This is a genomic window from Brevundimonas sp. LF-1, assembly GCF_037055305.1.
Lineage (GTDB): Bacteria > Pseudomonadota > Alphaproteobacteria > Caulobacterales > Caulobacteraceae > Brevundimonas > Brevundimonas sanguinis.
This window is the reverse complement of record NZ_CP146349.1, coordinates 518,564-541,311: the sequence shown is the minus strand read 5'-3', so window position 1 is coordinate 541,311 and position 22,748 is coordinate 518,564. Positions and strand designations below refer to the sequence as shown.

The window sequence follows — 22,748 nt, the reverse complement described above, 5'->3', positions numbered from 1 at the left end:
TGCAAGTAACGCGAGCCTCGCCAAGGCTGTCAATGTCCGTCTGTACGCGGGCTCTAGATGTCCGACGGAGGCAGGAAGCATAGGGGCGTGGGACCCTTGGTCGAGGCGTCGCCGGAGGCTGTCGTGCGGCCGCAGGCGGCGCCGAGGCGCATGGCGTCGGCCAGGTCCTGGGCCGATATCGGCGCGCGCTCATTCAGGCGCGCGCGCAGGCCCTGGCATGCCGCGAGGATAGCGGCGGCGCGGCGCACCTCGGCGTTGTCGGACCGTGCGCCAAGCCCTGCCAGGGTGGCGAAGCGCCATTCGCCTTCGTCGGAGGGACCGCTGATCATGTCCCATTTTTCCGTCGGCGTCAGATGTTCGCCGATCAGCACCCAGTCGTCCTCGCCTCGGCGTCGCCGATAGTGGCCAAATCCATCCGGGAGGCCGTGGCGCGCATAGATGGCGACGGCGATCGCTTCTACTTCGGCGATCTGCTCCAGGATGGCGCGCAGACCGTCGTCGGCTTCGTCTTCACCCGCACCGCTTGGATGCGCGACCGCGGGGGCCGCCTCCTGACGACGCCGAGGACGGCCGAACATCGCGCCTTAGTCGAGGTTCAGCGTGCTGGTCACCGAGACGTCGTAGACGACGCGTGTGATGCTCTGCACGAACTCGAAGAATTTGCGCATTTCTGCGGCCCCCGCGCGCGGGGCGTAGATGACGTCGTCGGGCTGCATCTGGAAGTTGCTGGCGATGAAGAAGCCCTCGCCCTCGTTCAGATTCAGACGATAGACGACCGGCACCCCGCGCGAGGTGGGGGCCTGCTGAATGCCCAGGGCCTGGGCGACCTCCGGCCGCTCGAAGCGGAAGACCAGCACCGACCGGGCGTTGGCCAGGTTGGAGTCCAGCCCGCCGACGCCGCTGAGCGCTTCAGCCAGGGTCAGGGGCCCGGACGGCAGCTCGCTGCGCGCCACGGCGTTGAAGGCGCCGAAGGAGCTGAAGCGGCGGGGCTTGTAGACCAGATTAACTTGATCGCCGCGCTGGAGGCGCACGTTTTCATTGAACTCGGTCGTCACGACGGACATCGGCGCAGCGTAGGTCTTGCCGTCGCGCTGAATCCGAACGTCGATGTCATACAGCGACCGCGACGGGCCGCCCGCAGCGGCGATCACGTCCAGAATGCGGTTGTGGTTGCTCGTCAGCGGTTGGCGGCCCGGATTGCGGACCTCGCCCAACACGGTGACGGCGTTGGACGTATTGCCAGCGATGGTGACGATCACCTGCGGATTGGCCACCTTGCCGATCAGGGCGCGGCGCACGGCGGCCGAGGCCTGCGTCGGCGTCAGTCCCTGAACATTCACCTCGCCCGCGAAGGGGATCGGCACGGCGCCGTTGCGGTTGACGACCAGCGGCGGCAGGGTCTGGTTGCCGCTGGATCCTGAATTGTTGGAGCCGCCCCCGAACAGGGCGCCGCCGGGCTCGAAGATGCTCACGGCCAGGGTGTCGCCTACGCCGATCACGTCGGTCGGGGCGTCCGACGACGCCAGGGCCAGGGTCGAGAAGGACGGCGGGGGCGCGGCCTTGAGACGTTCGCTCAGGGCGAAATCCAGATCGATCAGGGCGTAGTCGCCGGCGCGTTCGGGCGACGAGGCGCCCTGAACGACATTGCGCCCGGACGGCCCGTCGCGCGGCAGGGTGGAGCACCCGGCCAGAAGGGCGACGATGAGCAGGCTGGCGGCGGTTCTGGTCATGGGGCCTCTGTTCAATTTCATCAGATGCTTACCCTTCAGGCGGTCGCGCCGCCAGAGGAAGACAGCACCCGTTCCTGAACGACATTGAAATGGCGCGCCCAGTCCGGGGCGCAATAGGGCGGGGCGACGGGCGGGTTTCGGGTCCAGTCTTCCAGCGCGCTCAGCCAGCCCAGCCCGTCCAGCGGGTCGATCAGGCGGGCGTGGGGCACCAGTTCGCGGTGGGCGGCGATGTCGGAGGCGATGAGGGGGACGCCCATGGCGCTGGCCTCGACAGCGGGCAGGTCGAACCCTTCGACAGACGACGGCGCCACCATGGCCCGGGCGCCGCGCATCAGCGCAGACAGGGCGCAATCGGGCAGATTTTCGGCCTGATGCACCAGGCCCCGCAGATTGGGCGAGCGCTGCAGATGGTCCAGCACCGCCTCATTCTCCCAGCCGTAACGCCCCACCAGGACCAGACGCGGCGTCTCGTCGCCCATCGTCTCCTGAAGGCGCCGCCAGACCGTCAGCAGGAAGGCCAGGTTCTTGCGGGCCTCGATCGTGCCGACGTGCAGGAAGTAGGGGCGGGCGGCCGTGATGGCGGTGCGGCTGTCGAAGGTGCGCTCCAGCCCCAGGTGGGCGACCTCGATCGGCGGGGCGGCCAGGTTGGATCGGGCGGCGAACCGTTTCAGTTCGTCCGCCGTGTAGTGGGAGTTGACGAGGATGCGCGAGGCGTGGCGCAGGACATTCTGCATGCGCCGCTCATGCTTGGCCCCGTCGCCGGGGCGGCAGAACTCGGGGTGGGTCACCGGGATCAGGTCGTGGACCATGATGATCCGTTCGATGCCGCCGTCCGCCAGCGACGTCAGGATGTCCGGCGTGTTCAGACTGGTGTGGCCGACGTTGATATAGGCGCGGGCCGAGGGCGGGGCGGCGATGCGGCGCGACCGGAAATACTGTTTCCACACCCGCTTCGGCTTCTTGCGAAGTTGCGGGTTCTCCTCAGGCACGTGGCCGATTACCGAGGCGCCGTTGTCGGGCGAGTTCAGGGCGTCGAACAGCCTGCGGGCCTCGCCGTTCAGTTCGGACACCGCGCCGGGGCCGGTCCAGCGCGTCCGCAGCTCGGTCAGGCGCTGACGGAACCAGTCGTTGTCGACGCGCGCCAGCTGGTCCTTGCGCGCCCGCACCGGCGTCATCCGATAGACGGGATGCTCGATCAGCCATTCGGCATAGGCCAGACAGACCCGGTCCACGCCGGTCGGCGCGCTGCGTTCGGTCCGGCTGAGCAATCGACTGGCGTCGAAGAGCACGTCCTGCACCATCAGGAGACGTATCCCGCCTGCATCAGCTCGGCGATGTGGATGATGGCGACGGGGCGCCGCTCATCGATGACGAACAGATTGCTGATCTTGTTGGCGCTCAACAGATCGACCACGTCGCTCATCCGGGCCTGGGGATCGACCGTGATCGGGCTGCGGCTCATGATGTCTTCAGCGTGCAGGGCCGTGATGTCGTTGGTGAAGGCGCGGCGCACGTCGCCGTCGGTGATCATCCCGGCCAAAGAGCCGTCCGGCGCCAGCACGGCGACGGCGCCCTTGCGCCCCTCGGTGATGGCCGAGACGACGGTTCTGAAATCGGCGTCCAGCGGCACGCTGGCGGGGGCGGCCGCGTTGTCGCCCATCCATTCGCGCACGGTCTGCAGGCTCATACCCAGCGAGCCGCCCGGATGGTGCAGTCCGAAATCTTCCCGCGTGAAGCCGCGCCGGTCCATCAGCACCATGGCCAGGGCGTCGCCCATCGCCAGGGACATCAGGGTCGAGGTCGTCGGCGCCAGGCCGTTGGGGCAGGCCTCGGCCACCTTGGGCATGGTCAGGCAGACGTCGGAGTGGCGGCCCAGGAAGCTCTGCGGCCTCTGGGTGAGGCCGATCACCGGAATGTCGTTGCGCGCGCAGAAGATCAGGGGATCGCGCAGTTCGCGGCTCTCGCCCGAGTTGGACAGGGCCAGAAGCGTGGTGTCCGGGCGCAGCATCCCCAGGTCGCCGTGGCTCATCTCGGCCGGATGGACGAAGAAGGAGTTGGTGCCGGTCGAGGCCAGGGTGGCGGCGATCTTGCCGCCGATGTGTCCCGACTTGCCCATGCCGGTGACCACGACATAGCCCGGCCGCGACAGGATGACGTCGGCCGCCCGCGCGATCGAGGAATCCAGCGACCGCTCCAGCGCCTCCAGCGCCTCTATGTTCAGGCGCACGACCTCGCGGGCGCGGTCTGACATGGCGGCGAGCTGTTCGGGAGTAGAAGGAGCGGAGAGGGCGGTCATCACGGTTCCAGGCGCCGGGGCCGCTTCTGCGGCTCTTCGTACAGCAGCCGGAATTGCCCCAATAAGCTGCTCTACACAATGGCGTGGTCGGAAAAGCGCCGGACAAAACGTTTCGATCCGGCCCGTTGAGAATCTTTTACAACCTTTGCGGTGCTCGCGCGTTGTGACGATCTCACTAATGGGAAAGTCGAAACCTCAGCCTGATGTCCGATGCTCAGGGGGCCGCTCCCCCGCGCCTGCCTCACCCGCCCGTCTGCTTGCCCAGCGCAGCCCTGTTTCTCGACCTCGACGGGGTCCTCGCTCCCCTTGCGCCGACGCCCGACGCCGTCGGGCCGGACGCGCGCCGCACGGCGGTGTTGACCCGGCTGACGCAGGCCCTGCAGGGGCGCGCGGCCGTCGTCAGCGGCCGCACGCTTGCGGAGATCGACCGGATCAGCGACGGCGCGGCGCGCGCCGCCTCCGGCGTGCATGGCCTGGAACGCCGGCGCGGCGACGGCGCCCTGTTGCGCGCGGATCCGTCCCCGGCGATCAAGCAGGCGCTGCAGGCCTTCCACGCCTTCGCAGCCGCCCGTCCCGGCGTCCTGGTCGAGGACAAGAGCCTGTCGGCGGGTTTGCACTTCCGCCAGGCTCCGGAGGAGGGCGAGGCGGCGACGCGGCTGGCGACCGATCTGGCGGCGTCGACGGGCCTGACCCTGCAGCCGGGCTCCATGGTGCTGGAGCTGAAGACCCCCGGGGCGGACAAGGGCACGGCGGTTCGCGCCTTCATGCAGGAACCGCCCTTCCTCGGCGCGACGCCCGTCATGGTCGGCGACGATCTGACCGACGAAGCCGGGTTCGAGGCGGCGCAGGACCTGGGCGGGTTCGGCGTGCTGGTCGGGCCGTCGCGGCCAACCGCCGCCCGCTATCAACTGGCCGATGTCGCCGACGTTCTCGACTGGCTGGAAGTCGTCGCCGCAGACGCTCACAAGGAGGCCCGCCATGAAGCCTGACCTCGACCTCGCCCCTATCGGCAACTGCTCCGTCAGCGCCCTGGTCGACCGGCGCGGCCGCTTTGTCTGGGCCTGCGCCCCGCGGATCGACGACGACCCGGTCTTTTCCGCCCTGATGGACGGCGAGGCGCCAGAGCACGGCTTCTGGGCCATCGAGCTGGAGGACCTGGCCTCGGTCGAACAGGCCTATGTTCGCAACACAGCCGTTCTGCGTACGGTCATGACGGCCGCGGACGGCGCCGCCGTCGAGATCATCGACTTTTGCCCCCGCCATCTGAAGCACTCGCGCATCTATCGGCCGACCGCCTTTGCGCGGGTGGTGCGGCCCCTGTCGGGCTCGCCGCGCATCACCGTGCGGCTGCGCCCTCGGCGGACTGGGGCGCGCGCGCGGCTGAGCGGACTTCCGGCTCCAATCACATCCGCTATCTGTGCAGCGACGTGACCCTGCGCCTGACCACCAACTGTCCTGTCAGCCATGTTCTGAACGAGCGCACCTTCCGCCTGGAAGAAGAGATGGCCTTTTTCCTCGGCCCGGACGAAGGCTACGATCAGGCGGTGCTGGCGGGCGTCAATGCCGCTCTGGACCTGACCATCGCCCACTGGAAGCACTGGACCCGCACCCTCTATCTGCCGCTGGACTGGCAGGAGGCGGTGATCCGCGCCGCCATCACCCTGAAGCTGTGCGTCTATGAAGAGACCGGCGCCATCGTCGCCGCCATGACGACGTCGGTGCCCGAGTTCCCCGAGAGCGGGCGCAACTGGGACTATCGCTACTGCTGGATCCGCGACGCCTACTACACGGTGCGGGCGCTGAACCGCCTGGGCGCGGTGGATATCCTGGAGAACTACCTCGGCTATCTGCGCAATCTGGTCGACGCCTCGGCGGGGGCCATGTGCAGCCGGTCTATGGCGTGGGGCTGGAGCCCGCCATCGTCGAGCGCATCGTCGACAGCGTGGAAGGCTATCGCGGCATGAAGCCGGTGCGCGTCGGCAATCAGGCGCATGAGCATCTTCAGCACGACGTCTATGGCCAGATCGTCCTGCCGCTGGTTCAGGCCTTCTTCGATCAGCGCCTGCTGCGTCCCGGCACGGTCGAGGATTTCCGCGCTTTGGAAAAGGTCGGCGACCGCGCCTTCGCCATGCACGATCAGGTCGACGCCGGCCTGTGGGAGTTCCGCACCATCGCCCGCGTGCACACCTATTCCTCGGTCATGTGCTGGGCGGCCTGCGACCGCCTGGCCCGCGCGGCGCATCACCTGGGCCTCAAAGACCGCTGGGAGGTGTGGCGCGAGCGGGCGCGCGTCATCCGCGAGCGCATCGAGGCCGAGGCCTATCTGCCCGACGACGGTCGCTTCGCCGCCAGCTTCGGCGGGACGGAACTGGACGCCGCCCTGCTGCAGATGACCGACCTGGGCTTCCTCGACGCCCGCGATCCGCGCCAGGTGAAGACCTTCGAGGCGATCGAGCGCGACCTGAAGCGCGGCCCCTATCTGTTCCGCTACATCCACCCGGACGACTTCGGCGAGCCGGAGACCGCCTTCAACTTCTGCACCTTCTGGTACATCGAGGCGCTGGCGCTGAACGGCCGGGTCGAGGAGGCGCGCGTCATCTTCGAGGAGATGCTCAGCCGCCGCACCCATGCGGGCCTGCTCAGCGAGGACATTTCGATCCAGGACGGCGAGCTGTGGGGCAACTACCCTCAGACCTATTCCCTGGTCGGGATCATCAACTGCGCGGTCCTGCTCAGTCGTTCGTGGCAGGACGCCCGATGAGCCGGCTGATCGTCGTCTCCAATCGCGTCTCCGCGCCGAAAGACCCGGCGGCGGGCTCTGCGGGCGGGCTGGCCATGGCCCTGTCGGCGGCGCTGCGGAAATATGAGGGTCTGTGGTTCGGCTGGTCCGGCGAGACCGTGGAGCGGTTCACCGGCGAGCCTCAACATCGAGGATCGCGCCGGCGTCACGGTGGCCACCGTCGATCTGGAGCCGCAGGATGTCGATGAATATTACAACGGCTACGCCAACAAGACCCTGTGGCCGCTGTTCCATCACCGCGTCGACCTGACCGCCTATGAGCGGTCCTACGGCGAGGGTTATGAGCGCACCAACCGCCGTTTCGCCGAGGTGCTGCAGCCCCTGCTCCAGCCCGACGACGTGATCTGGATTCACGACTACCACATGATCCCGATGGCGCGGGACCTGCGCCGGCTGGGCGTGAAAAACCGCATCGGCTTCTTCCTGCATACGCCCTGGCCTGCGCGGCAACTGCTCGTCACCCTGCCGCATCACCGGCGGCTGGTGAAATCCATGTTCCATTTCGACCTGCTGGGCTTCCAGACCCGCGAGTGGATGGAGCTGTTCCAGCGCTACGTCGAGGTCGAGGCCAAGGGCGTGGTCGGACCCGGCGGCCGGGTCGAAGCTTTCGACCGCAGCGTCCAACTCGGCGTCTTTCCGATCGGCATCGACGTGGACGGTTTCTTGGCGGCGCGCGATTCCCTGCTGGGCCAGAAGACCTATGACCGGATCGCGGCCAGCGCCGCCTTCCGCTCCATGATCGTGGGGGTGGACCGGCTCGACTATTCAAAGGGGCTGGAACAGCGCCTGCTCGGCTATGAGCAGTTCCTGGAAGACAATCCGTCGATGCGCGGCGATGTCTTCCTGCTGCAGGTGACGCCGATCTCGCGCGACGACGTGGATACCTACCAGGACATCCGGGCGCGGCTGGACGCCCTGGCCGGACGCATCAACGGCGCCTACGCCGACATGGACTGGCAGCCGATCCGCTATCTGAATCGCACCTTCCGACGCGACCAGCTGGCGGGCATCTATCGCGCCGCCCGGGTCGGGCTGGTGACTCCGCTACGCGACGGCATGAACCTGGTGGCCAAGGAATACGTCGCGGCCCAGAACCCCGACGATCCCGGGGTGCTGATCCTGTCCCGCTTCGCCGGCGCCGCTGAACAGATGGGCGAGGCCCTGCTGGTCAACCCCTTCAGCCGTGAAGAACTGTCCGACGCCATCCACAAGGCCCTGACCATGCCCCGGGAAGAGCGCATTCGAAAGTGGAAGGCGCTGATGCAGGTCGTCCGCGACACCGACGTCGCCCACTGGCGCGATCAGTTCGTGCGCGCGCTGATCAACTGAAAGCGCTGTCGGCTTTGAGGCGCTGCAGTGATCGGGCGCGACCTTTTGACGCACATAAATTTTTCTCAGACCGCGGACCATTCGTCTTATTTGAATGACAGTAACGCGTAGATCGGCACGCCCTCAGTATTAATAACGACGATCTTGCGGTTTAGTTTTAGATTGCATTGGTCGCTTAGATGAAGACAGTCATTACATACGGCACCTTTGACCTGTTTCATGTCGGGCACCTGAGAATTCTCACTCGTGCTAAGGCGTTAGGTAACCGACTGATTGTTGCGGTCTCCACGGACGAGTTTAATTTCGTCAAAGGTAAGTCTTCCGTGATTCCCTATGCTTCTCGAGCTGAAATCGTCGCAGGACTGAGTTGTGTTGATCAAGTCATACCGGAGGAGAATTGGGATCAGAAGATTTCTGATATCAAGAAGTGGTCAGTTGATGTTTTTGTCATGGGGCATGACTGGGACGGCAAGTTTGATTATCTGTCGGATTATTGTGAAGTGACCTATCTTGATAGGACTAGTGGCGTGTCTTCTACAATGATTAAGCGCACTGTCGGCGCGTCTAGTTCTTCCGCGATTGGTTTCTAGGGTTTTATAGTTTTGGCTAAATCTACCAGTGTGTATCTTTTCTCGTCGCAAGAGAAAGATAAGTATTGTTTAGACCCTTTAGTGTCTAGGCTGAAGCCGTATTTCAAGGATGTATTTTCTTTATCATTTGATAAAATCTGCTCTGATATGGCCAGATTTTCTGTCGATGAATGTCCGGTTGCTATATTCTCTTCTTTGTCCGCTTATGACTTTGCTAAATTTGTCAGGGGCGGTCGTCCGTTCGTGGCGGTAGGCCTGGAGCACGGCGTGGCTCCATTTAAAGCTTATACCTACAATCCAAGATTTCTTGAGTACGACTGCTATGTTTCGCCTACCCGTCTATGGGCGAGAAGGTTGTCGTCTCTTCATCCGCGCTACGCGAACAAGTTTACTGAAGTCGCCTATCCGCGGATGGATGATCTGGTTTCGCGTTGCGACAGGCGCCGAGGCGAGAGCCATTCCGCCTGGTCAGGTGCGCAGCAGAGCGAAAGAGATCTGGTCATCCTGTCGTGGGGCGTGGATTTTTCGACCGTGCGGCGCATGCCGGACCGGGCGGGGGTCGTCTATCTGGTGCATCCTTCGATCGCCAAGGCGGCGCGTCGAACCAAGTTGAAGCACGCCAAGATCGTGGTTTCGACGCCCGACGACGCGGCCGCCCTGATTGTCGGAGCCAATCGGATTCTCGGTGATTTTTCGTCGATGACGCTGGAAGCCGCCGTCTTGAACCCTTCAGTCTATATGTTTGTGGACCGACGGTTCTATGGATCGGACTGTGATCTCAATCCGAGCTTCTTTGATCGTTCGGATGCAGCGTTCGGGCGTGTGGAGCATGCCGATTGCTCCTTGCCTATTCAGCGCGTGCTCGACCTTGAGGGCTTGAAGCGCGCCTTGGCTGGGGAGGCGGTCGATCCTGAAGCCGCGGTCGTGTCGTGGGCCGTCGAGGGAATGTTGCCCAAGGCCACGGGAGATCAAGGCGCGCAGGCGGCTGCTTTGATCGGCCGCGTCGCGGCGGCCCTCTTGCCCGAGAAACGAAAGCTGGCGACGATGTCGCCCAACCTGCTGGCCCTGAAGGCGGTTGAATCCGCCTACTATGACGTCCTGGGCCGCCAGCCTGATTATCCGGCGGCGCTGTCGCATGCGCGTAACTGGTTGAACAACCCAGCGCCGCGCCCTGCCAAGACCATCAGTCTGTACAATACGTTTGCGCAAAGCGCCGAGGGGCAGAAACGCTGGGTCGCAGGCAATTTCCAGCTGCCCGAAGTGCGAGTGGAGGCTATGGCTGGCGATGTGTCGGAAATCGTCAGCTAGTCCGTGACGGCGCGGGCGGGGGTCCGGGGCGCCGGTCGCCCCGGCCGCGTCTGACCGCTGCCAAAAATGGCGCGTTCCGCGTGGCCTAGCGGTTCATCGCTTGTTCAGGTTCACTAGAACACCAAGGCAAACTTGTCAGGCACGCGGCGGGATCGGCTTTTTGTGTTGAAACGGCGCCACAGTCGCCATAATCAGCGCTAGAGCTGGGAACCGCTGCACTGCAACGTCGTTCGGGTTTGGAGCGCCGGTGCAGGACATGTGTCGGGGATCGGATCAACTACGAGTGTGAGGACACCATGAAGCTGAAACTTCTGGCCAGTGTCGCTGCGGCCGGGCTGTTCGCAGCCGGCGCTGCATCGGCTGAGCCCGATGGCTGGTACGGCGCGATCGACGCGGGCTACCACATCATCGACGACATCAATACGGAAGCCTCGGCGACCGGCCACAACTGGAACTGGGAAGTCAACGACGGCTGGGCGGCTTTTGCTCGCCTGGGCTACCGTTTCAACCCGAACTGGCGCGCTGAACTCGAAGGCGGCTACCGCTCGGGTGACATCGGCACCGTGCGCGCCGTCTCGGGTCCGCAGGGCCTGTGCAACCTGACGCCGGCCACCGGTCCGTGCCACTCGCCGGAAGGCGACATCACGTCGACCACCCTGATGGCCAACGTCATCTATGACTTCGGCACGCCGGACTGGACCCTGCGTCCGTTCGTCGGCCTGGGCGTGGGCGTCAACCGCGTCAACACCGACACCGTCGGCCGCCTGCGTCAGACGCCGGGCGTGACCTTCGGCGCTGACGACAGCTCGACCAAGTTCGCCGCCCAGGCGATCGCCGGTCTGGCCTGGGCCGTCTCGGACCGCGCCAACGTCGACCTGACGTACCGTTACCTGACGGGCGACATGGAGTTCGACACCCGCACCTCGGGCACGGGCGCCATTCCGTTCGGCACCCTGGCGGGCGACTATGACCAGTCGCACACCGTGACGCTGGGCCTGCGCTATGCGTTCGGCGCCGAGCCGGTCGCCCCGCCGCCGCCGCCCCCGCCGCCGCCGCCCCCGCCGCCTCCCCGCCCCCGCCGCCGCCGCCGCCTCCGCCGCCTCCGGCCAAGCCGGCTGCCCGTCAGTTCGTGGTCTACTTCGACTTCGACCGTTCGGACCTGACGGCGGAAGCCCGCTCGGTGGTGACGCAAGCCGCCAACTACGCCAAGTCGGGCGCTCCGACGCGCGTGCTGGTGGTCGGCCACACCGACACCTCGGGCAACGCGGCCTACAACATGGGCCTGTCCAACCGCCGTGCGCGCACCGTGGCTGACGCCCTGGTCGCTCAAGGCGTCAACGGCGGCGTGATCTCGCTGGACGGCAAGGGCGAAACCGCCCCGGCCAAGGCCACCGGCGACGGCGTGCGCGAGCCGCTGAACCGCCGCGCCACCGTCGACATCAACTTCTAAGGCTCAAGGGGGCCGGTTCATCCCGGCCCCCGCGACCATAGAAGCGTCGATAAGAACCTTCCGCCGAGGCTCAGGTTGCTGAGTTCGGCGGTTGTGTTTGAGCTTCAGGCGGCGCACAGGCCTTATCGGCTTGTCCATCGGGGTCTGAAGTTTAATAAGGCTCTGTCGCTAGAGAGATATCAGCGTTTGCTCGCGCCCTTCGATCCAGACCAGCCGGTCGCCGGCCTAAAGGCTCCTGTCGACCTGACCGGAAGGCGGTTCCTCATGGTGTCCGCACCCTTTGGGCGGTTCGGGCGCAGGCTGGCGCGCGCCATCGAGAGCCGGGGCGGTGAAGTGCGCCGCATGCTGTTCAACGCCGGCGACCTTTCGAACTGGGCACGGAGCGGCGGGCTCGCCTATCGCCGTCCCGCCAGCGAGTGGCCGCAGGACGTCGCGCGTCTGGCTGAAGAGTTCACCGACATCATCCTTTTTGGAGAGGGCGGCCCCTATAATCAGGGCGTGCTGACCCAGGCCAAACAGCTTCCCGCCCGTGTCTGGGTGCTGGAAAACGGCTACTTCCGCCCCGATTGGATCACTCTGGAGCGCAACGGCGTCAATGCGTCGAGCGGACTGCCGCGCTCGGGCCGGCTATCCGCCGCCGCCGCCGGAACTGCCGATTTCAAGACCTGTCGGCAAGATCCTGCCGCATCACGTGCTCAACATCAGCTTCTATCATGCGGTCCAGCCCTTCGGCCGTTTGATGTTCCCGCACTATCGCCACTACTACAGCGCTTCGCCTTGGCGACAGTGCGTGGGCCACGTGCGGCGATATCTGGCCCTGGCGGTCTCGGGCGCGAAGAGCCGGGATGTCGAGCGTCTTCAGGCCAAGGGCGACTTCTTCATCGCCTGCCTGCAGCGGGACGGCGACGCCCAACTGCTGCGCTACTCCGAGATTCATGACAATCTGTCCTTCCTGGATCGGGTGATGGCCAGCTTCGCCCGCTCGGCGCCGGCGTCGACGCGGCTGCTTGTCAAGAATCATCCGCTGGATCCCGGCGTGATCAACCTGGGCCGCGAGACGCGGCGCCTGGCGGCCAAGCATGGCCTGACCGGCCGGGTCGACTTCCTCGACGGCGGAAATCTGGCCCAATTGTGCCGTGCGTCACAGGGTATGGTCGTCAATAACTCCAGCGCGGCGTTGTCGGCGCTTGGTTTCGGCACGCCGGTGAAGGTCCTCGGCCAGGCCTTCTTTGATTTCGAGGGCTGACCGACCAGAAGCCCCTAGACGCCTTCTGGCGCGCGCCCACTCCCGCGGACCGCAGCCTGTTCACGGCCTTCCGCGCCTATGTGATCAACAGGACCCAGATCAACGGGAACTATCACGAGCCGCGCGCTCTGGATGCGACCGCCGAGCGCGTGGCCGACGCTCTGGCGACACGCCTGACCTAGGGTCGCCGAACGGCTCTCGGTATGGTGTGGCTCTCAGGACACCCTTGAGCGCTGTCATCGTTCTGTCATCCAGTTGTCGTCCGAGCGTCTGATGGGGGCCTAAAGCCGCCCCATCAATGACCGCGCTGATTGCCGTTCTGGCAACTGCGTCGAAAAGGATCACAGCACCCATGTTGAACCGCAACCTCGCCTATGGGGTTTCCGCCGCAGCCATCCTGTTGGCGACCTCCAGCGCCGCCTTCGCCCAGGAAACCACGGGCGGCATCCGGGGCGTGATCACGGACGCGGCTGGCGCGCCGGTGGCCAACACGGCTGTCGTCGTCACCCACATTCCGTCGGGCACCAGCACCACGACGGTCACCAATGAAGAAGGCCTGTACACCGCGCGCAACCTGCGCGTCGGCGGCCCGTACTCGGTGACGGTGATGGTCGACGGCCAGACCGAGACGGCTCAACTGGGCAGCGTCGGCATCGGCGCTCCGACCGTGTTCGACGTGACCGTTTCGGCCATGGCCGCCGACGCCGGCGCGACCGAAGTGGCCGAAGTGGTCGTGCGCGGCGTGCGTGCTGTGCGCACCTCGCCGACCGCTCGCCTGAACCTGGAAGACATCGAGACGCTGCCGTCCATCAGCCGCGACATCAAGGACATCGTGCGCACGACCCCGTTCGCCACGGTGGACCCGACGAACAACGACGCCCTGTCGATCGGCGGCCAGAACACCCGCTACAACGCCATGCTGATCGACGGGATCAAGCAGGGCGACGACTTCGGCCTGAACGGCAACGGCTATCCGACCCTGCGTTCGCCGATCTCGCGTTCGGTGCTGCAAGCGGTCAGCGTCGACGTCGCCCCCTACGGCGTCCAGTACGGCAGCTTCACCGGCGGCGTGATCAACTCGGTCACCAAGTCGGGCGGCAACGAGTTCCACGGCGAAGCCTTCTGGGAAGTCACCAACGACAGCCTGCGCGGCGACAGCTTCAGCTATAAGGACTTCGTCTCGGGCGAGCGTCAGAACCGCTCGCTGACCGGCGAGTTCGAAGAGAAGACCTGGGGCGCGACCCTCAGCGGTCCGATCATCAAGGACCGCCTGTTCTTCCTGGTGAACTACGAAAAGTATGAATCGACCCAGCCGGTCCTGTCGGGTCCGGAAGGCTCGGCGCCGTCAACCAGGCGCCGGGCATCACCCAGGCCCAGGTCGACCAGGTGCGCGATATCGCCAAGCGCATCTACGGCTACGACCCGCTCGACTGGTCGGCCGACGCCCTGACGGTTCAGGACGAGAAATACTTCGCCAAGCTGGACTGGAACATTAACGACCAGCACCGCGCCGTCGTCTCCTACCAGCAGACCAAGGGCAGCGATCTGCGCCTGAACAACACGGTCACCAACGGCGCCTACGTCAGCGTCGGCCTGCTGTCCTCGGCCTATCAGATCGACCAGAACCTGACGGCCTACAAGGCTCAGCTGTTCTCGGACTGGACCGACACCTTCTCGACCGAGTTCTCGATCAGCCGCAAGGAAACCGAGAATCTGTCGAACGGCCTGGGCGGCAACGACTTCGCCGCCATGCAGGTCTATCTGGACCCGCCGATCGGCCCGAACACCGGCGTGCGTCGCTCGATCCGCTTCGGTCCTGAGCGTTCGCGTCACGCCAACATGCTGACGGTCGACACGATGCAGTATCGCCTGGTCGGCAACTGGGAAGCCGGCTTCGGTCACCGCCTGACCGGCGGCTATGAGCGCGAAGAGCAGGACATCTTCAACCTGTTCGTTCAGGTCGCCAACGCCGAGTACGAGTTCGCGTCGCTGGCCGATTTCGAGGCCCGCAAGGCGTCGTCGGTCGGCTACACCAACGCCGCCAGCAACAACAAGAACGACGGCGGCGCCAGCTTCAGCTACGCCCTGAACACCCTGTTCCTGCAGGACGAATGGTCGGTCAGCCCGAACCTGACCCTGACGGCCGGCCTGCGCTACGACTGGTACACCTCGGACGACAAGCCGAAGTACAACAAAGCCTTCTATGACCGCTTTGGTTTCGGCAACGACACCAACCTGGACGGCATCAGCATCCTGCAGCCGCGCTTCGGCTTCAACTGGCCCGGACCCCACCCTGACCGTCTACGGCGGCTTCGGTCGCTTCCAGGGCGGTTCGCCCAACGTCTGGATTTCGAACTCCTACTCGAACCCGGGCAACCTGACGGGCTCGTTCCAGTGCAAGTCGGCGGCCAACTATCAGTCGCAGTTCGCCGGCGGCTTCGGCGTCTGCCCGAACGGTTCGTATCTGACCAACGTCGATGGCCTGAACCCGAACCAGCAGCTCAAGGACAAGGTCACCGAGAGCGCCCAACTGGGCACCGGCAACATCAACCTGATCAGCCCGGCGTTTAAGACGCCGTCGATCTGGAAGACCTCGCTGGGCGTCAACAAGATCTTCGATCTGAGCCGCTTCAACATGGGCTCGGGCTGGAGCCTGACGGCCGAGTACGTTCACTCGGAACTCGAAAACGCCATCGGCTGGGTCGACCTCAGCATGGCCCAGACCCAGAACGGCACGGCGCCGGACGGTCGTCCGATCTTTGGTCCGAACCCGGTCCGTCGCGGTCAGCAAGTGCTGATGCTGACCAACCTGAACGGCGGCAAGACCGACCAGTTCGCCATCGGTCTGGACAAGGCCTGGTACGACGGCTGGCTGGACGGCGCGGGCTTCAACCTGTCCTACACCTACCTGGACAGCACGGACCGTTCGCCGGCGACCTCGTCGACGGCCAGCTCCAACTTCGGCAACAACGCCCTGTCGGATCCGAACAACCCGGAACTGGCGGACTCGAACTATGAGATCGAGCACGCGCTGAAGCTGAACCTGACCTACTCGCGCGCCTTCTTCGGCGACTACCGCACGCGCTTTAACCTGTACGCCCAGCGTCGTTCGGGCCTGCCCTACAGCTACACCTTCGGCACCAGCCCGGCGAACCTGTACGGCGAACACGTCACGACCCAGCGTCAGCTGCTGTACGTGCCGGCGGCCGACTCGGCCGGCAACGTCACGGCGACCAGCGACCCGCGCGTCACCTACGGCCCGAACTTCAACGTCGGCGCCTTCAACGACTTCCTGCACTCGACGGGCCTGATCAAATACGCCGGTGAAATCTCGCCGCGTAACGCCTTCAAGTCGCCCTATGTGACGACGGTCGACCTGCACATCTCGCAGGAGCTGCCGGCCTTCTTCCCGGGCGGCGCCAAGCTGGAAGGCTATGTCGACGTCAAGAACCTGGGCAACCTGATCAACGACGAGTGGGGCACGATCCAACAGATCGGCTTCCCCTACACCTCGAACAACGTCGGGGCCTCGATCGTGGACGGCAAGTACAACTACACGCTGTTCACGCCTCGCAGCCCCAGCACCTTCGGCACCGAGTCGGTGTGGCAGGTGAAGGTCGGCGTCCGCTACCGCTTCTAAGCGACGCTGAACGAAGACTAGGGGAGGGCGGTCCGGAAACGGGCCGCCCTTTCTTTTGAGGGCCTACCGCGCGTTCGCGCTGCTTGAGGCCATTCTAGGTCGCCTACCGCGCGGTCGCGCTGCTTGAGGCGAGTTGAGCAGGCCAGGTGCGTTGAAGCGGCTGACCCGGCGAGGCCGGCCGCCATTGAACCCGAGGCGTTCAGGGCCTATCTCGCCCCCTTCGTGCTTCATCCCTTTTATGTGGACGTTTTCGGCCCATGACTTCGCCCATGACCCCGCCTATCCCTGCTGAGTGGACGCCGCATCGCGCGATGTGGGTCGGCTGGCCCAGCCACGCTGACCTGTGGGAGGACAACCTCGAACCGGCCCAGGCCGAGGTCGAGGCTCTGGTGCGCGCCCTGGCCGGGCCGGGCCGCGAGCAGGTCAAGCTGATGGTCGGCAATGACGAGGCCCTGGCCGACGCGCAGGCGCGCTTCGCCGACGCGGCGGGCGTCACCGTCGTGGCCGGGCGCTTCGGCGACATCTGGCTGCGCGACACCGGGCCGATCTTCGGCGCCGGATCGGCCTCGGCCCAGGCCTTTGTCTTCAACGGCTGGGGCGGCAAGTACGACCTGCCGCACGACGACGACGTGGCCGACCAGATCGGCGAGCAGACGGGCGTCGCCCTAACCCGCCACGACTTCATCCTGGAAGGCGGCGCCGTGGACCACGACGGCGAAGGCACGGTGCTGACCACGCGCCAGTGCGTGCTGAACCCCAACCGCAACACCGGCTGGACCGAGGAAACGGCCGAGGCCGCCTTCGCCCAGGCCCTGGGCGCTCGGAAGGTGCTGTGGCTCGGCGACGGCCTGCTGAACGACCACACCGACGGCCACGTCGACAACCTGGCCCGCTTCGTCGCGCCGGGCGTGGTCGCCTGTCCGATCGCCTTCGGCCCCAAGGATCCCAACGCCGAAGTCTATGACGAAGCGGCCGAGGCCCTGGCCGCCATGACCGACGCCGCCGGTCGTCCGATCCGGGTGCTGCGCATCCCCTCGCCAGGCCTGATCCTGGACGAGGACGAACGCCCGATCCCGGCCAGCCACATGAACTTCCTGATCGCCGACGGCGCCGTCATCGTGCCGACCTATGGCGACGACATGGCCGCCCGCTTGGCCTGCGAAGCCCTGGCCACCGTTTTCACCGACCGCGAGATCATCCCCTTGCCGTCGATCGCCACCCTGTCGGGCGGCGGTTCCTTCCACTGCATCAGCCAGCAGGAGCCCGCGTGATGACCCGTCAAATCACCGTCGCCGCCATCCAGACCTCGTACGGCGAGGACATGCAGGCGAACATCGACAAGACCATCGGCTTCATCCGCGATGCGGCGGCCAAGGGCGCCCAGGTCATCCTGGCCCCGGAGCTGTTCCAGGGCCCCTATTTCTGCGTCTCGCAGGAGGAAAAGTGGTTCGGCGCCGCCTATCCGTGGCGCGAGCATCCGGCCGTGACCCAGCTTCAGCCCGTGGCCAGGAGCTGGGCGTCGTTCTGCCCGTCTCCATCTTCGAGCGCGAGGGACCGCACTATTTCAACAGCCTGGTGATGATCGACGCCGACGGCGAACTGATGGGCGTCTATCGCAAGAGCCACATTCCTGACGGTCCCGGCTATCAGGAGAAGTACTACTTCCGCCCCGGCGACACCGGCTTCAAGGTCTGGGACACGCGCTTCGGCCGCATCGGCGTCGGCATCTGCTGGGACCAGTGGTACCCCGAGACCGCCCGCGCCATGATGCTGCAGGGGGCGGAGATCCTGCTCTACCCGACCGCCATCGGCACCGAGCCGCATGACGACACCCTGGACACCGCCGCCCCGTGGCGGCGCGCCATGCAGGGGCACGCCGTGTCCAACGTCGTGCCGGTCGTCGGCGCCAACCGCATCGGCCACGAGCAGGTGACGGAGGCGGGCCAGACCTATTACGGCCACTCCTTCATCGCCGACCATCGCGGCGACCTGGTCGAAAGCCTGGACCGCGAGGAGGGCGTCTTGGTGCACACCTTCGACCTGGACTTCCTGGACCGCCACCGCGCGGCCTGGGGCTTCTTCCGCGACCGCCGCACCGACCTGTACGGCGCCCTGGCGACGGGCCGCCCGGCCTGATCCGGCTTTTGTGAAAATCTGAGCCCAAAGAAAAGAGGCGGAAGACCGGGGTCTTCCGCCTCTCTCATTTTATGCGTTGAACGCTATCAGAACTTCAGCGTGGCGCCGAAGGTGAAGTAGCGGCCGATCGCATCGTAGGTCTGCGGGAAGGTGTTCCCGTTGTTCGCAGAGGTGGTGCCGATCTGCGAGCCGACGATGGGCGGCGACTTGTCGAACAGGTTGTTGATCGTCGCCGTCAGACGCACCGTTTGGGTGATGTCCCAGCGGCCGCTCAGGTCGAAGTAGTCGTAGCTGTCGATCTGGGCGTAGTCCGGGAACCACTTGGTGTTGCTCGGCTCGACTTCGACGCCGGAGAGATGACGCCAGTTCAGCGAGGCCGAATAGTCGCCCAGCGTCCAGGTCGCGCGGCTGTTCCAGCGTTGCTTGACCTTGGGCTCGCCGCACGAGACCGAGTAGTAGCCGACGCAGTCACGCAGCACGGAGGCCGGGGTGGCCTGGGTTTCGTGCTTGGTGAGGATGCTGCCGTTGACGCTCAGGTCGAGGCGGCCGATGTCGCCCCAGCCGAAGTCGGACAGCTCGACGCGGTAGTTGCCCGCGATGTCGAAGCCCGAGACGCGCTCGTTGCCGGCGTTGGTCGACGGACGGATCACGCCCTTGGCGTCGACGCCGTTCAGCGAGCCGTTGGCGGCGCTGCGCTGGATGGCCTTACAGCTGTCGTTGAACGCCAGCGTCGGGTTCAGAGCCTTGTCGTAGCAGCCGTTCATGACATCAGCCAGGCTGGGGCTGTTGATCGTCTTGTCGATCTTGATGTCGTAGTAGTCCAGGCTCAGACGCAGGCTCGGCACGAAGGACGGTTGCCAGACGGCGCCGATGGTCCAGGTGTCGGCTTCTTCCGGACCCAGATTCGGGTTGCCGCCCGTCTGCTGGTTGACCTGGCCGGAGTTCGGCGCAGCCACATAACCGATCGCGCCCAGCGGCACGCCGGTCAGACGGCACAGGTTGCTCAGCGTGCCGGCCGTGTTGGCGTCAGCCGAGTTGATCAGGTTCAACTGGCACGGATCGATCGCCATATTGCCCAGGCCGGTGACCTGCGGGTTGAACAGCTCGCCGATGTTCGGGGCGCGGGTGGCGCGCTGATACATGGCGCGGACGCGGACGTCCTCGATCGGCGACCAGTCGCCGCCGAACTTGTAGCTGCCGTAGTTGGTCTTGGAGCTGCCGGCCTTGAACTCGGTCTGGCGGTAGCCGGCTTCCAGGTTCAGGCTGTGGATGAACGGCAGGTTCTCGATCACCGGCACCGCCAGTTCGGCGAAGGCTTCACGCAGTTCGAACTGACCGTTGCGATCCGGAACCGGCGCGCCGGTGCCCAGGATCTCGCCGTTGGTCTGAGACGCCGCATCGCCGCGCGTCGAGGCGCCCGACCGACGCCATTCGGCGCCGAAGGCCACGGCGACCTGGCGCTCGCTCCACGGGCTGGACAGGCGTTCGGGCAGCAGACCCGAGATCGAGCCCGAGGCCACGTCCTGCTTGATCGTGGTTTTGCTCATCGACGACAGGTTGATGTAGTCGATCATTTCCTGCGTGATCGTGCCTTCCGGACCGAAGACGTTGATCGGCACGCAGCCCGCCACGGGGGTGGAGGCGCCCGGAACCAGACATTCGGTCGCCGATACGGTGTTCAGGGCGTTGCGCAGCTTGGACAGCGAACCCCAGTTACGACGCGTCAGCAGCTGCTGCGTCTCGCCGTGCGAGACATAGGCGTCGTAGTTCCAGTCGGCGTTGATGTCGCCACGGACGCCGGCCAGCAGCTGGACCGTCTTGTTCTCGATGTCGACCGGACGGGTGCCCATCTCGGTGAAACGACGGTTGATGGTCAGGTCCATCATGGTGTCGCCGCCAGCGCCGGCGACGCACTTGGCCGGATCGATCAGCAGGGCGCCGCAGAATTGCTGGCGCATGGCGTCCGGGATGAACGGGTTGCCGATCGGCACCTTATAGGTGTTGCCGAAGGTGCCGCTCGACGCGTTGTCCAGCGAGACGTTGCTCTGGACGTAGGTCAGGTGGCTGTAGACTTCAGCGGCCGAGTTGATCTTGAAGCTGCCCAGACCGTTGATCTGATAGCGGCTCAGCGGCGTCTGATACAGGTTGTACGGGTTGTAGTTGTAGCCCGCCGAGTTGTAGTTCGGGTGGTTCGAGCCGATCAGAGCGCCCGTGGTCGGGTCCAGCTCGGCGCCGGTCGGCAGGGCGACGCCGCCCTTGACCGGGGTCAGGTCGAAACGACCGGGGACCGAGGTGCCCGAGCCCAGCGGCTTGCCCGAGGTCGAGGAGAGCGCGACCTCGCCCCAGGGGCGGCGCACCTGGTACAGCGGGTCGGTCTTGGTGTAGCCGAAGCTGACGACGGCGTTGCCGCGGTCATCGGCGAAGTTGCCGCCCATGGTGACGTCGAACTTGCGACGCACGGCGTCGTCTTCGCCCGAGAAGCCGTAGGAGGAGTTGACCTCGACGCCTTCGAAGTTGTTCTTCAGGATGAAGTTGACCACGCCGGCGACGGCGTCAGCGCCGTACACGGCCGAGGCGCCGCCGGTGACGGTGTCGACGCGCTCGACCAGGGCCAGCGGGATGGTGTTGGTGTCGACCACGCCTTCGAGGTTGAACGGCACCACGCGGCGGCCGTTGATCAGCACCAGCGTGCGGTTGGTGCCCAGGCCGCGCAGGTTGATGGTCGCGCCGCCGCCCGAACCGTTGTTGGTGGCCGAACCGACGGCCGGCACGGCGGCCGGCAGATCCTTGACCAGCTCTTCGACAGCCACCGGCTGCGACATAGCGATCGATTCAGAGCTCAGCGACGTGATGGGGCTGGACGCCTCATAGCCCGGCTGGCGGATGCGCGAGCCGGTAACGACGATGGAAGCGACTTCGGCGACTTCTTCATTCGCCGACTGGGCGAACGCCGGCGTGGCGGCCATGAAGCTGAGGGCGGCGCCCCGATAATGGTCGAAGCGAGCAAGGACTCGCGAACAATTCTCTTTTTCAAAAAGAGACCCTCTCCTGAACAAAACAAGCCCCCGTCGCCCCTTGAACGAAGGGGCCGATCGACGGCTCGCGGCACATCAGGGCCGTTCGCCCTGCGCGGGGGACATTACGGCGAGGCCTGCCACAAGCAAGTCGGAATTACGTCAATAATGGCACAGAGCAGAAAAAAATACTGACAAATGAAGGAAATTCGGGATGAGGCGCAAAAAATACGCTCAATTCCCAAAACTGTAACGAACGACGTTGTGTGAGGCGCCGTCGCGATCATCGGCGCTGCTGCCCCAGGGGTAGCCTTTATCGTCGCCGCAGTAGGACCGTCGGCCCTGGCGAGCGTTCTGCACCACCAGGCGTGGGCGCAGCCGGGCGGCGCCGCTGAAGAGGTTGTCGGTGATGGTGTTGTAGGACGGCGTCTGGTGGCGGATGACCCCCGCTCGCCGCAGTTGCGATAGAGGAAGACGCCGGGCCGCCCGCCCAGTTCGAAGCGGTTGCCGATGATGCGATTGCGGGCCGAACCGTCGATGGCGATCATCTCGCGCTGGGTCCGGGTGCGGAGCAGGTTGTCCTCGATCCGGTTGTCGGCGCTTTCGGCGTCCAGATAGATGGCGGTTGAGACGCTGTCGCCCTCCAAGGTCGACCCCAGCAGGCTCAGACGGGTGACGCCCGGACCGACATAGAGTGGGATCGTCCCCGCCGCGCGGATCGTCACGTTCTCCAGCGTCACATGACTGGGCGCCGTCGCCTGCAGGCGGGTGGTGTGATCCCTTGTGCGCGAAGAGGCGCGCAGGTCGTCATAGCGTCCATCGGCGCCCATGCCCCAGACCCGCACGGCGCCGTTGATCCGGCAGTTGCGGATGCGGACATCCGTCGGACGGCTCCAGAGGGCGGCGTCGATGCGGCGCGACCAGATGGCGATGGTCGGCGCCGAGGCTGCGACCGGAACGTCCGGGCGGCCGACCGTCCCGCCGCCGCAGTCCAACTGGGCGCCTGAAGCTTCTGCGCCGATGATGCGCACGGGACGGACGATCGCCTGGTCCGGCGTCAGCGTTGCGCGGCAGGCCAGCAGGTAGGGGGTATCGGCCTCGGCGGTCAGGGCCGCGATGTCCTGCGCGTCGCAGGGGCGGGCGGCGGGCAGGGACCAGGCTTCGGCGGAGAGCAGCAGGAAGGTCGCCAGAATGCTCATCGCGTCGCCG

13 protein-coding genes and 5 pseudogenes are annotated in these 22,748 nt (G+C 65.6%); 12 read left to right on the top strand and 6 right to left on the bottom strand.

Annotation, left to right across the window (positions count from 1 at the left end; genetic code table 11):
- Positions 1–53: 53 nt before the first annotated feature.
- The 4 genes from V8F63_RS02890 to V8F63_RS02875 are packed head-to-tail and all read right to left on the bottom strand — an operon-like array spanning position 54 to position 4,026.
- A complete protein-coding gene (locus tag V8F63_RS02890) occupies positions 54–578 on the bottom strand; it encodes a hypothetical protein (protein ID WP_392354449.1) in 525 nt (174 codons plus the stop codon).
- A 6-nt stretch (positions 579–584) separates the two neighbouring features.
- Positions 585–1,730, bottom strand: a complete 1,146-nt coding sequence (locus V8F63_RS02885) for a polysaccharide biosynthesis/export family protein (RefSeq protein ID WP_134581688.1) — start codon at positions 1,728–1,730, stop codon at positions 585–587.
- Positions 1,731–1,765: 35 nt separating this feature from the next.
- The gene (locus tag V8F63_RS02880) at positions 1,766–3,031 is read right to left on the bottom strand and encodes a glycosyltransferase family 1 protein (RefSeq protein ID WP_025976612.1); all 1,266 of its coding nucleotides are present in this window, start codon (positions 3,029–3,031) and stop codon (positions 1,766–1,768) included.
- A complete protein-coding gene (locus V8F63_RS02875; protein ID WP_025976611.1) occupies positions 3,031–4,026 on the bottom strand; it encodes an SIS domain-containing protein in 996 nt (331 codons plus the stop codon). Before V8F63_RS02875 ends, V8F63_RS02880 begins: the two co-directional genes overlap by 1 nt.
- A 203-nt stretch (positions 4,027–4,229) precedes the next feature.
- Here V8F63_RS02875 and otsB point away from each other — a divergent pair, with 203 nt between their 5' ends.
- The 12 genes and pseudogenes from otsB (at position 4,230) to aguB (ending at position 18,525) form a co-directional block, all read left to right on the top strand.
- Positions 4,230–5,015: a trehalose-phosphatase gene (gene otsB, locus V8F63_RS02870; protein ID WP_392354448.1), complete on the top strand. Its 786-nt coding sequence runs from the start codon at positions 4,230–4,232 to the stop codon at positions 5,013–5,015.
- A pseudogene (locus V8F63_RS02865) lies at positions 5,005–6,787 on the top strand (glycoside hydrolase family 15 protein). Before otsB ends, V8F63_RS02865 begins: the two are co-directional and overlap by 11 nt.
- A pseudogene (locus V8F63_RS02860) lies at positions 6,784–8,155 on the top strand (trehalose-6-phosphate synthase). The pseudogenes V8F63_RS02865 and V8F63_RS02860 overlap by 4 nt, the downstream one beginning before the upstream one ends.
- A 179-nt stretch (positions 8,156–8,334) precedes the next feature.
- Entirely contained in the window at positions 8,335–8,745 is a 411-nt protein-coding gene (locus V8F63_RS02855; RefSeq protein ID WP_312444707.1) for an adenylyltransferase/cytidyltransferase family protein, read from the top strand.
- Positions 8,746–8,775: 30 nt separating this feature from the next.
- Positions 8,776–10,053 carry a hypothetical protein gene (locus tag V8F63_RS02850; protein ID WP_392354447.1) on the top strand — a complete coding sequence of 426 codons (1,278 nt, stop codon included), beginning with the start codon at positions 8,776–8,778 and terminating at the stop codon, positions 10,051–10,053.
- Positions 10,054–10,349: 296 nt separating this feature from the next.
- Positions 10,350–11,503, top strand: a pseudogene (locus V8F63_RS02845) (OmpA family protein).
- A 264-nt stretch (positions 11,504–11,767) separates the two neighbouring features.
- Positions 11,768–12,064: pseudogene (locus V8F63_RS02840) on the top strand (capsular biosynthesis protein); the annotation flags it as partial.
- Between the two features lie 34 nt (positions 12,065–12,098).
- The gene (locus V8F63_RS02835; RefSeq protein ID WP_392354446.1) at positions 12,099–12,749 is read left to right on the top strand and encodes a hypothetical protein; all 651 of its coding nucleotides are present in this window, start codon (positions 12,099–12,101) and stop codon (positions 12,747–12,749) included.
- Positions 12,750–13,101: 352 nt separating this feature from the next.
- A complete protein-coding gene (locus tag V8F63_RS02830) occupies positions 13,102–14,199 on the top strand; it encodes a carboxypeptidase regulatory-like domain-containing protein (RefSeq protein WP_392354445.1) in 1,098 nt (365 codons plus the stop codon).
- Positions 14,136–15,320, top strand: a complete 1,185-nt coding sequence (locus tag V8F63_RS02825) for a TonB-dependent receptor (protein WP_392354444.1) — start codon at positions 14,136–14,138, stop codon at positions 15,318–15,320. Before V8F63_RS02830 ends, V8F63_RS02825 begins: the two co-directional genes overlap by 64 nt.
- A gap of 1,338 nt (positions 15,321–16,658) precedes the next feature.
- On the top strand, positions 16,659–17,660 hold the full coding sequence (locus V8F63_RS02820) for an agmatine deiminase family protein (RefSeq protein WP_392354443.1): 1,002 nt from the start codon (positions 16,659–16,661) through the stop codon (positions 17,658–17,660).
- Positions 17,660–18,525 (top strand): annotated as a pseudogene (gene aguB / locus V8F63_RS02815) (N-carbamoylputrescine amidase). The gene V8F63_RS02820 and the pseudogene aguB overlap by 1 nt, the downstream one beginning before the upstream one ends.
- Before the next feature lie 86 nt (positions 18,526–18,611).
- Here aguB and V8F63_RS02810 read toward each other — a convergent pair.
- Positions 18,612–21,491, bottom strand: a complete 2,880-nt coding sequence (locus V8F63_RS02810; protein WP_392354442.1) for a TonB-dependent receptor — start codon at positions 21,489–21,491, stop codon at positions 18,612–18,614.
- A 173-nt stretch (positions 21,492–21,664) separates the two neighbouring features.
- Positions 21,665–22,738, bottom strand: coding sequence for a right-handed parallel beta-helix repeat-containing protein (locus V8F63_RS02805; protein WP_392354441.1), 1,074 nt, complete (start codon positions 22,736–22,738; stop codon positions 21,665–21,667).
- Between the last annotated feature and the right edge of the window lie 10 nt (positions 22,739–22,748).